This is a genomic window from Novosphingobium sp. FG90 (genome assembly GCF_057808725.1).
The window spans coordinates 1-14,553 of sequence record NZ_JBMDIO010000003.1; the positions used below are offsets into that span (position 1 = coordinate 1).

The 14,553-nt window shown below is 63.9% G+C and carries 19 protein-coding genes; 14 read left to right on the top strand and 5 right to left on the bottom strand.

Translation table 11 applies throughout. The features are described 5' to 3' along the window. Window positions 1-199: 199 nt before the first annotated feature. The 3 genes from ACODRZ_RS03135 (at window position 200) to ACODRZ_RS03145 (ending at window position 2,962) form a co-directional block, all read left to right on the top strand. On the top strand, window positions 200-1,579 hold the full coding sequence (locus ACODRZ_RS03135) for a tyrosine-type recombinase/integrase (protein WP_488969406.1): 1,380 nt from the start codon (window positions 200-202) through the stop codon (window positions 1,577-1,579). Further along, on the top strand, window positions 1,503-2,345 hold the full coding sequence (locus tag ACODRZ_RS03140) for a helix-turn-helix domain-containing protein (RefSeq protein ID WP_488969407.1): 843 nt from the start codon (window positions 1,503-1,505) through the stop codon (window positions 2,343-2,345). The genes ACODRZ_RS03135 and ACODRZ_RS03140 overlap by 77 nt, the downstream gene beginning before the upstream one ends. 182 nt (window positions 2,346-2,527) lie before the next feature. Continuing rightward, window positions 2,528-2,962 (top strand): hypothetical protein, encoded by a 435-nt coding sequence (locus ACODRZ_RS03145; protein ID WP_488969408.1) that lies wholly within the window; start codon window positions 2,528-2,530, stop codon window positions 2,960-2,962. Between the two features lie 351 nt (window positions 2,963-3,313). On the opposite strand, the gene ACODRZ_RS03150 is transcribed toward ACODRZ_RS03145, so the two are convergent. From ACODRZ_RS03150 to ACODRZ_RS03165, 4 genes are all read right to left on the bottom strand, one after another. Then, window positions 3,314-3,514, bottom strand: a complete 201-nt coding sequence (locus tag ACODRZ_RS03150) for a hypothetical protein (RefSeq protein ID WP_488969409.1) — start codon at window positions 3,512-3,514, stop codon at window positions 3,314-3,316. Between the two features lie 48 nt (window positions 3,515-3,562). Next, entirely contained in the window at window positions 3,563-4,396 is an 834-nt protein-coding gene (locus ACODRZ_RS03155; protein ID WP_488969410.1) for a DNA adenine methylase, read from the bottom strand. 147 nt (window positions 4,397-4,543) lie between these two features. Then, window positions 4,544-5,572: a phage portal protein gene (locus tag ACODRZ_RS03160; protein WP_488969411.1), complete on the bottom strand. Its 1,029-nt coding sequence runs from the start codon at window positions 5,570-5,572 to the stop codon at window positions 4,544-4,546. Beyond that, window positions 5,569-7,425 carry a terminase large subunit domain-containing protein gene (locus ACODRZ_RS03165; RefSeq protein ID WP_488969412.1) on the bottom strand — a complete coding sequence of 619 codons (1,857 nt, stop codon included), beginning with the start codon at window positions 7,423-7,425 and terminating at the stop codon, window positions 5,569-5,571. The genes ACODRZ_RS03160 and ACODRZ_RS03165 overlap by 4 nt, the downstream gene beginning before the upstream one ends. A gap of 178 nt (window positions 7,426-7,603) precedes the next feature. Between ACODRZ_RS03165 and ACODRZ_RS03170 the strand changes: the two genes are divergently transcribed. From ACODRZ_RS03170 to ACODRZ_RS03220, 11 genes are all read left to right on the top strand, one after another. Next, window positions 7,604-8,470 carry a GPO family capsid scaffolding protein gene (locus tag ACODRZ_RS03170; protein ID WP_488969413.1) on the top strand — a complete coding sequence of 289 codons (867 nt, stop codon included), beginning with the start codon at window positions 7,604-7,606 and terminating at the stop codon, window positions 8,468-8,470. Window positions 8,471-8,522: 52 nt separating this feature from the next. Beyond that, the gene (locus ACODRZ_RS03175; protein ID WP_488969414.1) at window positions 8,523-9,554 is read left to right on the top strand and encodes a phage major capsid protein, P2 family; all 1,032 of its coding nucleotides are present in this window, start codon (window positions 8,523-8,525) and stop codon (window positions 9,552-9,554) included. 112 nt (window positions 9,555-9,666) lie between these two features. Then, window positions 9,667-10,425 carry a phage terminase small subunit gene (gene gpM / locus ACODRZ_RS03180; RefSeq protein WP_488969415.1) on the top strand — a complete coding sequence of 253 codons (759 nt, stop codon included), beginning with the start codon at window positions 9,667-9,669 and terminating at the stop codon, window positions 10,423-10,425. A gap of 101 nt (window positions 10,426-10,526) precedes the next feature. Beyond that, the gene (locus tag ACODRZ_RS03185) at window positions 10,527-11,003 is read left to right on the top strand and encodes a head completion/stabilization protein (protein WP_488969416.1); all 477 of its coding nucleotides are present in this window, start codon (window positions 10,527-10,529) and stop codon (window positions 11,001-11,003) included. After that, window positions 11,003-11,227 carry a hypothetical protein gene (locus ACODRZ_RS03190; protein ID WP_488969417.1) on the top strand — a complete coding sequence of 75 codons (225 nt, stop codon included), beginning with the start codon at window positions 11,003-11,005 and terminating at the stop codon, window positions 11,225-11,227. Before ACODRZ_RS03185 ends, ACODRZ_RS03190 begins: the two co-directional genes overlap by 1 nt. Continuing rightward, window positions 11,224-11,442, top strand: coding sequence for a tail protein X (locus tag ACODRZ_RS03195; RefSeq protein ID WP_488969418.1), 219 nt, complete (start codon window positions 11,224-11,226; stop codon window positions 11,440-11,442). Before ACODRZ_RS03190 ends, ACODRZ_RS03195 begins: the two co-directional genes overlap by 4 nt. Window positions 11,443-11,446: 4 nt before the next feature. Next, a complete protein-coding gene (locus ACODRZ_RS03200; protein WP_488969419.1) occupies window positions 11,447-11,932 on the top strand; it encodes a phage tail protein in 486 nt (161 codons plus the stop codon). Then, entirely contained in the window at window positions 11,932-12,399 is a 468-nt protein-coding gene (locus ACODRZ_RS03205; RefSeq protein WP_488969420.1) for a phage virion morphogenesis protein, read from the top strand. The genes ACODRZ_RS03200 and ACODRZ_RS03205 overlap by 1 nt, the downstream gene beginning before the upstream one ends. A gap of 84 nt (window positions 12,400-12,483) precedes the next feature. Further along, complete coding sequence (locus tag ACODRZ_RS03210; RefSeq protein ID WP_488969421.1) at window positions 12,484-13,116, top strand: nucleotide-binding protein; 633 nt, start codon at window positions 12,484-12,486, stop codon at window positions 13,114-13,116. Between the two features lies 1 nt (window position 13,117). Beyond that, window positions 13,118-13,432 (top strand): ribbon-helix-helix domain-containing protein, encoded by a 315-nt coding sequence (locus ACODRZ_RS03215; RefSeq protein WP_488969422.1) that lies wholly within the window; start codon window positions 13,118-13,120, stop codon window positions 13,430-13,432. 1 nt (window position 13,433) lies between these two features. After that, entirely contained in the window at window positions 13,434-13,802 is a 369-nt protein-coding gene (locus ACODRZ_RS03220; RefSeq protein WP_488969423.1) for a thermonuclease family protein, read from the top strand. Here the strand turns inward: ACODRZ_RS03220 and ACODRZ_RS03225 are convergent. After that, window positions 13,771-14,412 carry an SOS response-associated peptidase gene (locus ACODRZ_RS03225; protein ID WP_488969424.1) on the bottom strand — a complete coding sequence of 214 codons (642 nt, stop codon included), beginning with the start codon at window positions 14,410-14,412 and terminating at the stop codon, window positions 13,771-13,773. The two genes, ACODRZ_RS03220 and ACODRZ_RS03225, sit on opposite strands and share 32 nt — an antisense overlap. Window positions 14,413-14,553 lie beyond the last annotated feature (141 nt).

Genomic DNA, 14,553 nt, shown 5'->3' on the forward strand with positions numbered 1-14,553 from the left:
GCCCGAAGACCCCTGCAATCAGCCCGATCTGCCTCCTCGCGGGGCATCCAATCTCCAAAATCATCCCGTCTCGCCGAAGCGCAAGCCCCTTGCTTTTGCGTCGGTTTTTCTGGCATTCGCGTCTCATGCCGTCTCACCCTGTCTCACCCAAGCGCACCCTTCGCGGGGGTACTCGTGGGGGTATCGGGGGTATCGGCGCTTGCTGACGGACGCAGCCTGCCGAAAGGCGGTGCCGGGCGAGAAGGATCGGAAGATTTCGGACGAGCGGGGGCTCTACCTTCTCGTCCGGCCGAACGGCTCCAAGCTCTGGCGCTTGAAGTATCGCTTCGCGCGGAAGGAGAAGGTGCTGGCCATCGGTCCGTATCCGGAGGTCTCCATCACACAAGCCCGTGCCGCGCGCGATCGGGCGCAGATGCAAGTCCGCGACGGTATCGACCCCTCGGCCGAGAAGCAGCAGCGCAAAGCGCAGGCGATCGCCGACGCCCTCGACAGCTTCGAGAAGGTGGCGCGTGCCTGGCACCAAGTGAAGCAGGGGTCACTCACTCCACGCTACGGTGCGGCTATCCTCAGCAGACTGGAGAAGCATGTCTTCCCGTCGCTCGGGTCGAAGGCCATCCGGAGTATCACCGCGCCGATGGTGCTCGAAATGATCCGCAAGATCGAGAAGCACGGCGCCCACGACATGGCGCACCGCGTGCGCAATCACGTCTCGGACGTGTTCGTGTGGGCAATCTCGTCAGGCGTGGCGGAAGCCGATCCGGCAGCGATCATCAAGAAGGCATTGGTCCCGACCGATTCACGTTTGCGCCCGGCTATGGTGCAGGTTGTCCAGGCGCAGAAGCTGCTCACGGAAATCGAGGCACTACCGGGGACGTACTGGTCAACCCTGCTTGCCTCGCGGCTGCTCGCGCTGACGGCAGCGCGGCCGGGCGTAGCGCGACTGGCAGAGCGAGACGAGTTCGAGGGGCTGGACGGTCCCGATCCCATCTGGCGTATCCCTGCGTCCAAGATGAAGCTCACGCGCAGGCAGAAGCGCGACATCACGTGGGAGTTCGTCATCCCGCTGTCGCAGCAAGCTGCCGCGACGGCGCGGGCTGCGATTTCGGAGAGCCCGGCCTGTCGTTCGAACGACGGGCCATTCTGGCTGTTCCCCGGCGTGGGAGGCTGGAAGAAGCCGATCAGCGACAGCACGCTGAGCAAGCTCTATCGGGAAGCGGGCTTCACCGGCATTCACGTGCCGCATGGCTGGCGATCGACCTTCTCGACGGTGATGAACGAACGTGCCGCGCTGGAGGATCAGGAGCGCGACCGCGCCATCATCGACCTCATGCTTGCGCACGCACAGCAAGGCGTCGAGCCGATCTACAACCGCGCCATGTATCGGCCCCGTCGGCGCGAGCTGGCGCAACAGTGGGCCGACTTGCTGATGGAAGGCACGGCCGAGCCACACTTGCTGTTGCCGGAACACCGGCCATGGCGCGCGAAGTCCGGGGAGACCGGACGTGAGCGCGTCGTCAATCGGCGCGCTGCTCGCGCAGGCTCAGGGCGGAAGCGAAGCGCGGGGGCCGTGGCGTCGTAGCTACGACATCGACGATGCGCGCGCGCAAGTGTCCAACGTCTGCTGGACCCCTAGCGAGAAGGACGCGCACTTCTTCAAGTTCAGCGAAGTCTACAGCGCAACCGTCCAGAAATACTCGCAACACACGCGCGAGGCTGGAAAAACTTTGCCCATTTCTTCAAATGCGGATCGCATCTTGCGCACCCTCCTCAGCCTGATGGACAAGAAAACTGCTCGGTGCGACCCCAGCCTCAACACCATCACAGACAAATGCGGCTTATCCAGGCGCACCGTTGTGCGTCAGTTGGAAGTCCTGCGTTCCCTTAAGATTATCGACTGGGTACGCCGTACGGTGAAGACGGGCAATGCGAAGGGCGAAGGCCCACAGCGACATCAGACGAGCAACTCTTATTTTATCAACCTTACAGAGCTTCCGATCGAGATGATTCGTACCCTCCGGCAGAAGCTAGGCAACAAGCTGCGCGAGGTCGGCAAGGTTCTGCAGGGATCAGGCCCGGTGCCCAACCGCATGGCCATCAAGGCGGAACGCATGTTGAAAGGCCTGACCAGCGCATGGAATGGCAGTGGCCGAGGCGAGCAGGCCGAGCGCCGCTCACTCGCTGGCGCATCGACCGCTGCCATTGCCTCTCACATGTACGGCGATGATGGCGATGCACGCCGGGAACACGCGGAAATGCTCGGTCTTTCTTCTGCACCTAGTGCGAGTGCCAACTTGGCATTGTACCCCGGCTCCAGAACTTTAAGAGAAAGGACTGAGGGCGCTTAGGGCGCCCTCAGGCGTCAAGTTTGTATTGCCCCCATGCCTAGAAGTTAGTTCCCCGCACTCAGCGAAGCGTCATCGGAGATGGCGCGCAAGGGCGGCTGCGCCGCCCAGGGTATCCGGGGGGGCAAGAGCAAAGGCCGTGCCAAACTTCCCATGGCGGTTTATGCGGAAATGTGGTCAGGGTATTGTCTGATTTCCTATTGAAATCCGAGGTTAAGATGTCGAGACAAGCAAGGCTAAAGAGCGGCGTTCCTATCGTGACGGTGAGTGAGCTTAAGTCTGCGCACGAAGTGCTTTTAAGCAAAATTGCCCAGCCCTCGGTGCGTCTTCCAGGCCTTGGCACCATTACGCGCGATGATTACGACTTCGCCGCCAGCTTCGGACCTATGGAACGAGCGTTGGTCGACGCATGTCATGAACTGCGGGATCAGGGTCACGACGAGGATCACGCCAGCGTTATGGGCGAGCGAGCGTTGGTGTTGCTTGAAACAGCGCGCAAAATGGGCGTCGAAGAGATTGGCGAGGCGATGTTTTCTGTCGCCGCATCCCAACCTCTCCCGTTCGGAAATCGGACCTTCCCTGCTGCCCAGTTCCTCAAAGCTTTGAAGCAAACGGCCTGACATCAATTAGGGCGCGCGACTGCATCAATCTGCCATTTCCAAACTGGCGCGTAACCGGAAGGCGCGTGCAAAAAAGCGCCAAGGCGACGCGAAGCGGCGTCCCCGGCCGAGGATCGGCCCACGAACCGGCTTTCCGGGGTGCGCAATGACGATCTCGCGTGCGAAAATCCGGCCCAAAGAGCGTGGAGGCGAGGCGTGGGGGCAAGCGCCGCGCGCGGGGTGACCGTAGGGGGATCGGCGTTGCTGCCGCGAGCAACATTCTTTCATTCGAGAGACATGCAAGCGGCACCCGCCGAGCATGAAAAAGGGGCCGGAGGTTGCCCCCCAGCCCCTGACATTGCTTGCCGCCAATCAGTTGAGGCGAACCGCCGCAACGGATGCGTTCAGCACTCTTGCCAATTCTTTTGCATCGCCGAGGTCGCTACCGTTAGGCAAATCCAGTGTGATCGACTTACCGTTAGGCAATCCGATATCGACGTGCGGCTCTAACAACAAAAAGCACGGCTCGCCCGCATCACGTTCCTTAACTGTGAATACAAAATTTCTGCTCATTTGGCCTCCTAGCTCTGATACAACGAAAGCATGAATGACGCGTGGTGTTTAGGCTACAACACTTTGCGCCGATCGGTTCGTGATGATGACCTCCCCGACCGACTTCGCCGCCCCAGCTCCCACCGAGTAAGTCAGCTTCTCATCCCGGAACTGGAACCCGGCGAAGATGCGGCGCACCTCGGGATGGTCATTCAGCGACAGGATGAAGCGGCCGCGCACGGCGCGCAGCTGCTCGGCCATGATCTCGAACTGCCCGCGATCGAACAGGTCGCGGCCATAGTCGCCCTCGCTGCCGTAGTACGGCGGATCGAGGTAGAACAGCGTCCCCGGCCGGTCATAGCGCGCGATGAAGTCCGACCACGGCAGGCGCTCGATCGTCACCCCGGCAAGGCGTTCGTGCACGGCCTCGATCATAGGCGCGACCTTCGTCACGTCGAACCGCGACGGCCGCTCGACACACACGCCGAAATTCTTGCCGCTGACCTTCCCGCCGAACGCAAGGCGCTGCAGGTAGAGGAACCGCGCCGCCCGGTGCATGTCGGTCAGCGAGCTGGGCTCCAGCGCGAGCAGCTTCTCGAACCCGGCGCGTCCGCCGATCTGGAACCGGATCATGTCGAGGAACGCCACATAGTGGTGCTGGATCACGCGGAAGAACGTCGCCACGTCCTCCGACCAATCGTTGATAACCTCGGCCTTCGGCTTGTGATCCCGGCGCAGGAAGACGCCGCCCATGCCGACAAACACCTCGGCATAGGTGGTGTGCTCGATCGAATTGATCAGCGCGACCAGGCGCTTGGCCAGCTGGCGCTTGCCGCCGATGTACGGCGCGAGCGGGCGAACGGGCTCCACCGCCTGGAGGGCGGAAATGGGGCTCGACAGCATTACATATGTTCCTTATTTGTTCCCGCGCCGAGTCGGTAGGCGGGATGGCCCCATGGCGGGACCGAGTGGGATCATGACGAGCAGGCATCGTCGGACATGGGCGCAGCAACGCCCCTGTCCCCCGCCTCAACCGGCAGGGAGAACTCTCTAGGCGGTCGGCGCGAGCGCCATGGCAGGCCGTTCAAAGCGGACGGCCTCGGTGCCCAGCCACGCATTCACCTCGCGCATGCGCTCCTGAATGGGCACGATCTCCATCTCGTAGAACATCGCAGCCGCGTCCTTCACGTTGCCGAACCCGGCCGTGTTCTTCGGCACCACGCCGATCAACTGGGGCGGCACGCGGTGGGCGCACAGCATATCCTCGGCCGTGACGTTCTTGATGTTCAGAAATTCGTCGTTGGCGCCGACCGTGGCGATGGGGTGGATTTTGACGCTGCCCTCCTTGCCCTTGGGCAGATGGAGGAAGAAGTTGCGGAAATTGCCCGGCCCCTTGCTGTCGCGCATCGCCTGCCGGATGGCCTTGCTGTCCTTGTCGGACAGACTCTCGTCGGTGATGCACAGGATGTAACCCGCGTGGGAGCCATTTTTGTAATACTTGCGCCGGAACAGCGTCGCGCTCTCGTTCAGCAGGCCGGATTGCAGCGCAGAAAGGTACTCCGGCATCCCATAAATTTCCTGCATCGGGTCCGGTTCGGACAGGTGGTGGATCGCCCCGGCCGGGTACTCCACCGCGCCCGACATCGCATAGGCACGGGGCACCCACCAGAACTGCCCCGGCTTGATCCCTACCCGCGTATACGCAGCGGGTGAGCACTGAACCCCGGCCGCGCGGCCGACGCGGTCGTTCACCCGCTCAAGATAAGCGTTGCCCATGACGAGCCAGTCCAGCGCCCACCGGGCGAACTCGGCCTTCGGAAACAGCGCGCTCGGCACGAAGCTGGCCACCAGCAGGTTGCGCTTGAGAACGATCGCCGACTGATGATGCGGAGCCATTCGATAGGTCCGGCCGAGACCCGCCAGCGAGATCGGCGGCTCGTACCACTTGCCGTTGTGCGCCACCTCGAAAAGGTCGAACACCTCGCGCCGGTCAATCACGCTCTCCGGCTCGCCGAATGTGAACGCCATGCCGGTTTCGGGCGCGTCGATAGTGGCGGGCAGGTTGGCCTGCTCGGTCATGGGAAAATCTCCAGGGTAGAGCCGCCTTCGTCGGTTTCGAGAATGTCGAGCGGTTCGAAGAAAAGGGCGTGCATCACGGCGAAGGCCAAGTCGGCATGGCCGACGCCCCCGGCGCGATGCGCAACGTAAGTGATGCCGTGCTTGGTCAGCTCGGGCCGGATCGCCATGAAAGCGGCCATCATGTCCAGCCACCCGGCCTCAAACTCGAGGCGACCGCTGCTGATGACGTTCTTCGCCTTCAGGACCATCGCCGTCTTCGTCGCCACGGAATATGTGATCGCCACCGCGTCGGGGAACCATTTACACACCAGCTGGTGCACCGCCCTGCCCGCGCCAGACACGTCGATTGCAATCTTGGTGACGTTGTACTTGCCAAACATCGCCTTGATGGCGGCGGCCTGCCCCGCGAAGTCGAGGCCCTTGAGGCGCTGCTTTTCGAGGATGCGGAACTTGCCCCCCGGCGTCGTCGGCGCGGCGATTGCGACCAAGGCGGCATCGTCTGCCGTCGCGCTCTCGCTGGCGTTGGGATCGTACCCCAGCCACACTTCGCCCTCGTAGGGCCGCAGGGCGTACGGTTGGAAGTCCTTCTCCCACTTGTCCCAGCTGTCGACCATGCAGCGCCGCATGAGCGCGAAGGGGAACATGGACTGGCTGTCATCAAGGAAGATGCAGCGGAAAAGGTTGTCGAACTCGTCCGGCGAGTAATCGAGCTGCAACTGCTCCAGCTTGACGAAACTGAAGCCGCCCTCGATCGCGTCATGCACCGTGACGATCTGGCGCCAGATGCCGTCCGCGCCCAGCTCACCGCGCTTCAGGGCCTCGTGGCTGACATCGATCTTGAAGCGGTCTGCTTTTGCTCGCTGCCGGTTGACGCGCTCTCCCGTCCACATGGGATAGGCTTCGTGGGCAAGCGTGCTTGGGGTCGAGAACAGCGTTCGGGTGAAGTGTTCGTGCGTCGCTATGGCCGACGCGACCTTGAACAGCTCCTCGAACCCGTAAATCCAGAAGCACTCGTCGATGATGACATCGCCGGTATACCCCTGCGCCGTGCGGTAGTTCGTGCCGAGGAAATAGAGCGTCACCGCCTCCAGCGGCTCGCCGTCTTCGTCCTCGCCACGCTGGATCACCATGGGATCGCCAGACAGGGCGATGCCGCAGACCTTCTGCACCCACTGCACGATGTAGTTGCGGAAGATGTTCGCCTGCGCCCGTGAGGCGGAAATGAAAATCTGGCTCTTGCCGGTCTCCAGCGCCACCAGCAGGCGTTCGCGCGCGAAGTACCACGTCGCGCCGATCTGCCGAGATTTGAGGATCATGCGCGTTCGCTGTGATGTCGTCTCCAGCCAGTCGCGCTGGTGGCCGAACAGCCCGCCTTCGAGATCCGCGCGCAGCTTGGCCAGCATGTCGCGCGTGAGGAGGTTTTTCGCCTTCTCTTTCTTGGCGTTGGTCGCCTTCGCACCGTTCGAGCGCCCCGGATTGAGGTCCGCCTCGTTGCCGCCGTCGGCGTAGCGCGCGACGCGCGCCAGACGCTCGAACTGGCGGCCGATCAGGTCAATTTCCTTGAAGTCGCCGCTGGTCTTGTTGTCCTTGGCCAGCAGCGTCAGGTAGCGCTCCAGCGTGCCTTCCTCGGCGCGCTGGATGGCGGGCGCGTCGTCCCACTTGTGCCGCACCTTCCACGAATAGACGGTGGCGTAGGGCAGCTCCATGTCGTCGGCGATCTGCTGGACAGTCCAGCCCCGCCAGAACAGCGAACGCGCCATCGTGCGCCGCGCGACGATCGCAGGCACGGCTCCGACCGCAGGCTTTTCACCCGCGTCCGCTTCGTCCTCGATCCGTGCCGTCTTGCTCGCCATGGGGCCATGCTACGGGCGAAATCGGCCGCGATCGAACGGGTGGGGTTGTGGAGCGCGGCGCCCACAACGCGCGCGCGTTGCGAAGAAGCCTCCAAACCTGTCCTTTGGCTTCAGTCAGTTAGGCCAGCCCAAGTTCCACCGGGCAGCGGCCGCGAACCCGAAGGACCGGAGCACACCGATGGCAGACCGCTTTTTCCGCGTGGCCGTAGAAGGCGACACGACCGATGGCCGCAAGATCACGCGGCAGGACATCCTCGACTGCGCGGAGACGTTCAACACCGCGCTCTACGGCGTGCGCATCAACATGGAGCACTTCCGCGGCATCGTGCCAGGTGGTCCGTTCGACATGCTGGGCGACGTTACCGCCGTGAAGGCCGAGGAAATCGACCTGCCGGTGGGCAACACCACGCAGAAAGTCATGGCACTCTTCGCCGCCGTCAAGCCGCTCCCCGCCTTCGTGGAGATCAACAAGAAGAAGCAGAAGCTCTACTCGTCGATCGAGATCGGGCAGAACTGCCGGGGCTCCGGCAAGGCGTACCTTGTCGGCATTGCCGCAACTGACAGCCCCGCGTCGTTCGGCACCGAGGCGCTGGAGTTCGCCGCGAAGACGCCCGGCTTCTATTCGAACCGCAAGCTCGCCGCCGACAACCTGCTGTGCCAGGCGCACGAAATCCCGCAGGAAATCTTCGCGACCGAGCAGACAGAGGCCAACCCCGATCCCACCGGCCTGTTCGCTTCGGCCAAGGCCTTCTTCGACCGCTTCACCACGAAGCCCGAGGAAGCCACGCAGCCCGTCACCCCGCCTGTGGCTCCCGCTGCGGACCCTGCCCCCATCCCCGGCGATGCGATGGCCGCATTCGGCGCGATGTTCGGCCAGATGACGGCGGCGATCAACAAGATCTCGACCGATAGCACCGCCGCGCTGTCGAAGATCACCGCCGACCTGACTGCCCTGACCGCGAAGGTCGATGCGACGCCCGAGCGCAATTTCACCCAGCGGACGCCCGCAACCGGTGGCTCTGCTGCCGTTCGCACCGACTGCTGATCCAGCCCCTCTCCCCGCGACGCCTGCCCCTCTCCGTCCAAGGACCACACCCATGAAGAATGAAACTGTCGCCCTGTTCAATGCGATGGTCGAGAACATCGCCTCGCTGAACGGCGTTACGGCGGAGACGGCACAGCGCCGCAAGTTCGCCGTCGCACCCTCCGTCCAGCAGAAGCTCCAGCAGCGCGTGCAGGAATCGAGCGCGTTCCTGACGCTCATCAACGTCAGCCCGGTTGACGAGATGAAGGGCGAACTCCTCGGCCTCGGCGTCGGCAGCCCGATCGCAAGCCGCACCAACACCGCTGGCGGCACCCGCCGCGCTGGCCGCGATCCGAGCGTGATGGATGATCGCGCCTACGAGTGCGTCCAGACCAACTTCGACGTGGCGATCCGCTACGGCAAGATCGACATGTGGGCCAAGTTCCCCGAGTTCGAAACGCTCTGGCGCGACAACAACGTCAAGCGCTTCGCCCTCGATCGTATCCTGATCGGCTTCAACGGCCTGACCGCCGTCGCCACCGCTACCACCAATCCGGAAACCACCCCGCTGCTGTCGGACGTCAATGTCGGTTGGCTGCAGAAGATGCGTCTGGAGAATGACGCTCGCGTGCTCGACGAAGGCGCCGTCGCGGGCAAGGTGACCTACGGCCCCGGCGGCGATTACCTGACGCTCGATGCGCTTGTGTGGGATGCCAAGGAAACCCTGCTTGCAAGCTGGGCCAAGGACGACACGGAACTTGTCGCCATTGTCGGCGGCGACCTGCTGCACGACAAGTACTTCCCGATGATCAACTCGGCTGATGCTCCGACCGAGCAGCTCGCACGCGATGTCATCATGTCGACCAAGCGCCTTGGGGGCCTGCCCGCCGCGCGCGTGCCGGGCTTCCCGAACGGCAAGGTGCTGATCACCCGCTTCGACAACCTCTCGATCTACTATCAGGAGGGCAAGCAGCGCCGGCTCATCAAGGACGAGCCCGAGCTGGATCAGGTGACCGACTACAACTCGTCGAACGAATCCTACGTGATCGAAGACCTCGATTACGCCTGCCTGGTCGAGAACATCGAACCGATGCCCGCCGAGTAACCCGACAAAAGGCGGCGGTCCCCGGTACGTTTCGCTGCCGCCTTCCCTGCCCCCGCCCGGCCCGTGTGATCCCACCGGGCGGGGCAGGTTTCCCCCATTCACGGAGCCCGCCATGCCTCCTCGCATTTCCCCCGCACAGGCCAGCTTCCAGCGCAAGCTGGCTGCCGCATCGCGTCCCGACGCCGCCCCCGCATCCGGCTCTGCTGCGCCGATGCCCGCCGAAGGCCCCGTCGCCACCGAATACCAGCTGCTGCTGGCCGCCCTCGGCATCGACCTCAACGCCCTGCGCAACATTCAGGGGACGGAACGGAAGATCGCCACCAAGCGCGAGATGATCGGCAAGTACCGCGCATGGGTCGAAGGCGCGGCCGACGCGGGCGCCGGTGCGCAAGACGAGATCGTGGCGACCATGATGGTGTGGGCCGTCGATATTCAGGATTGGCCGCTGGCGCTCAAGCTGGGGGAGTATGTCCTCCTCGCCGGGATCGAAATGCCCCAGCCCTACACCCGCACCCCCGCCACTCTCTTTGCGGAGCAGGTAGCCGAAGCGGGCATAGCTGAGCCCGGCACCGTCTCGCTGGAAGTCCTCCACGCAACGGCCGGTCTTGTGTCCGATGCCGACATCTTCGATCAGGTCCGCGCCAAGCTGGAAAAGGCCCTTGGCCTTGCCTTCAAGGCGCGCGCCGACGCCTTCGATCCAAACGCGGAGAGCGCCGTTGCAGGCGGAAAGCCCGCTCTCCTCGCCGCCGCCATCAAGCATCTGGAGCGCGCGATCGCACTCCACGCTGGCTGCGGCGCAAAGAAACTCAAGCAGGCGATAGAGGCCGAGCTGAAGAAGCTCGCTACCCCCGATTCCACACCGCCTGCGTAACCAGCTGCGCCACCCGCGCCGGGGGGCGGAACAGGAGCGGACGGCATCAGCCCAATCCGCCCCCTGCGCCTCACCCCCCACCCCTTTCTCCGAGGTAGACCATGTCGTCATTCATCGCCGTGCCGCGCAAACCAGCCAGTCCGGCCAACAGCGTAGTGGGCGGCGATGGCTGGTATCCGGACATCGACTGCAACGATATGCGCGATGCCTTACGTTTGGGCGAAATGGTCACCCACCCTCGCTTGCGCGGCGCGATCCATGGCGCGCAGGTCACCGTGGAAGGGGAACTCGCAGACTGGCGCGCCGGGTGGGAGCGCTCGGGCGCAGCCAATCTGCAGGCCATCGAGCCGGAACGGAAGATCGACGGCATCCACCGCCTGACGCTGATCTACACCCGCGCCGTGCGCTTCCACGCGGCGGCCGAACTGTCGGAAACGCACCGCGACTTGACCGCAACGCAGGACGGTCAGGCCCGCGCCGAAACCGAAGCCACCACGGCCGAGGAATACCTGCGCCGCGCCACCCACGCCGTGCGCGACATCCTCGGTGTCACCCGCACCGTAGTGGAGTTGATCTGATGTTCACCATGCGCATTTACCGCTGTGGCGTAACAGCGTTCGTGCTCGAACAGGTCTCGCACTGGACAGTCGAACAGGACGGCAACGAGGGGCCGGAATTCGTCGTATCAATGCGCAATGGTCACCGAATTCGGCTCGGCCGGGAAAACACTCCCGATGGGACTGATGGATACGCGGTTGAACGGGATTTCCTTGCCTTCATTGACAAGGTCGCCCGGCAGTGACCTCCACGGCCGCCGCGCTCCAGGGCGATACGCTCGAACGCATCTGCTGGCGTGTGCTCGGCACCACGGAAGGCGGCGTGGTCGAGCAGGCCTATGCGCTTAACCCCGGCCTTGCCGCCCTCGGCACCATCCTCCCCGAAGGCACTTTGGTCACGCTGCCCGATCCACCGCCCGCCGCCGCCGTGATGCTGCAGACGATCAACGCATGGGACTGACCCGATGAAGAAGCCAGCCCTCCTGCGCGAAGCGATCGTCGCGATGGCCCCGGAATATGCCGTCGATCCTGACCGCCTGGACATGTGGGTTGAGAAGGGCAGCGTGCGCGCCACCAATGGCCGCCAGCACGGCTTTGCGTGGGAATACGAACTCAGCATCTACGCGGAAAACTATACCGGCGAACCCGCCGTGCTGTTCTTCGCCATCACCGAATGGCTCCGCGACTTCCAGCCTTCATTGCTGGCGGCGAACGGACCCGGCTTCGCCTTCGAAGTCGTGGCGATCACGGCCAGTACGGTGGACCTGTCCATCACGCTGCCGCTGGTGGAGATCGTCACCGCCCGGCAGGCGGACGGCAACTGGCAACTCACCGTCGTGGACGAGGACGTTCCACTTCTGACCGATGACGTTCCTCTGCGCGCCAACGAGGGGCCGATCGCCTCGATCTGGGTAAATGGTGATGATGCGCCGTTTCAGGTCGCGCCCTGATGGCTGACGGGTTCACCAAGCTTGAAGGATACCTCGCCGACGAACTGGCGAAGCTGTCTCCAGCGCGCCGCCGCCGCATCGCGCGCAAGATCGGAATGGAGATTCGCAAGGCGAACGCGAAACGGATCGCCGACAACATCCAGCCTGATGGCACGGCGATGACACCGCGCAAGCCGCGCAGGTCATCCGCTGACAAGGGCGCCGCCAAGCGCGGCCGCATGTTCCGCAAGATGCGTCTGGCGCGGTCGTTCAAGGTCAATGCCACGCCCTCTAGCGTCTCGGTCGGTTTCGAGGGGCTGGTAGCGCGCACGGCACGCGCCCACCAGTACGGCCTCCACGATTTTGTGGGGAAGACCGAGGCTGGCAAGACGGTGCGCACGAAGTACGCCGAGCGCGTGCTGCTGGGGTTCGCCCCAGAGGATCACGACATGATCGCCGAAATCATCTTCGACATGCTCAGCGAATAGCGCCCACGCGCGAGCCCAAAGCCTTGGACAGTGAAATCCTATAGGTGTATAAGTGTATAGCACTATACACCTATAGGATTGCCCATGAAGGTTCTCGCAGTTCTTTCGCAAAAGGGCGGGGTCGGAAAGACGACGCTCGCAACCTGCCTCGCGGTCGCGGCCGAGCGCGACGGCAAGCGCGCAGCGATCATCGACATCGACCCGCAGGCCACGGCATCGTTCTGGCATGACGTGCGCGAGGGTGACACGCCCGCCGTGATATCCGTCCAGCCTGTCCGGATCGGCGCCATGATCAAGGCCTGCGCCGACGCCGGGACCGACCTCGTCATCATCGACGGTGCAGCGGTCGCCCGCGATGTCACGTTCGAAGCAACCCGGCATGCAGACTTCGTGATCGTCCCCACCCGCACCGCCGTATTCGACACGATGAGCATGACGCAGACGCTGGACGTGGTGCGCCAGCAGGCAAAGCCCCATGCCGTCGTGCTGACGTTCGTGCCTCCGCAGGGCCGTGAGACGGCCGACGCGATCGAGGCCATCACCGAACTAGGCGCGCCGGTCTGCCCGGTGACGATCGGCAACCGCAAGTCGTTCTTCCGCGCCCAGGCATCCGGCCGCGCGGTGCAGGAATTTGAGCCTGCCGGTGTGGCAGCAGATGAAATCGCAAAGCTATACGCCTATACAGCTATAGCCCTATACAATGAGCGGACTAACTGAGATGACCGGCAACTCCCTGCAAGCCATGCTGGACCGCGCGAAAGCGCAGGGCGAAGCCGCCCCGGCCGATACCCCGAAGCAGAAACCCGCTCGCGCCTCGCGCGCGCCGCGATCACAGGCCAAGGCCGAACCGAAGGCGAAGACAGCCCGTGGCACCACGCGCCTGATCGGGGGGCACTTCCCGCCCGAAGTCGCGTCGCAGCTGCGTATCCTCGCGGCCGAGGAAGGATCGACGATACAGGCACTGCTTGGAGAGGCGCTGGACGATCTGTTCGTGAAGAAGGGCAAGTCGCGCATCGCTCAGAGGCGAGGCTGACATGAGCCTGATACTGGCCGCTGCCGCCGCAGCCTGCATCGCCACCGTCCATGACGGCGACACCGTTCGTCTGTGCGATGGGGAGCGCGTGCGCCTGGTCGGGATTGACGCACCCGAGGTTACCGGATCGCCCCGGTGCTCCGCGAAGTCCCTGCGCCGCCTCGCAGCCTCGCGCAACCCGCCGTGGTGCGACTATCAGGCCGGTGATGACAGCCGCGCCACGCTTGACGCCTTCCTCGCTTCCGGCCGCGTCGCGATCGAGCGCACTGGCACCGATGATTACGGCCGCACGCTTGCTCGCCTGACCGTCAACGGACGGGATGCGGGCGAATACCTGATCAGACGAGGTGTGGCCCGCCGCTGGCGTTAAAGGCCGATCGCGCCTTGAACCACGGCTCGGGCGTGCGATCCACGGCCAGCGGCCCCGTCCACACCCGGCACAGCGCGAACGCTTCCTCGGGCGTCCCGTTGGTCCACTGTTCCCATTCGGACGCCTCAAGGATTGTCGGCATGCGGTCATGCACGTCGGCCATCTGCTCGCAACCATCGACCATGACCATCGAATAGGCATCGCCCCACTCCGCTGTCGGCCGCCACACGCCTGCCACGGCGAACAGCGGCTGATCGGGCTGGGAATACCATGTGCGCGTCATCTGCCCTTTCGCGCCCTCTGCTTCCGCCCAGGCGGTCACCGGGATCAGGCAACGGCGCTTTGTGAAGCTGTCCTTCCAGAACGCCGTGCCCAGCTTGTCTTCGCGCGCGTTGTTCACGGGTTTGGGCTTGAGCAGGGCGTTGGTCTTCTTGCTGCGCAGGGCGAGGGGAAAGCCCCAGCTCATCGCGCGCGCCTGCCCGCCCTCCACGACAAGGCCGGTGTATCCGGGATAGACCTCAGCCGCGAAGTTACCGCCCTGTGCCGCTGCGACGCGGAACAGGTTGGCGACTTCGGCACCGGAAGCGTTCATGCGGTACAGGTTGCACATCGCCCTATCATCTTCCGCTGCTCGGCTCTGTCAACCGCATCCGACTTGCGCCGATGTTCTCTTTATGTTCATGCTCGCAGGCATGCGAATCGGAACGACAGGACATGCGCTGGGGTAAGAATGGCCCGATCCCGACTGACA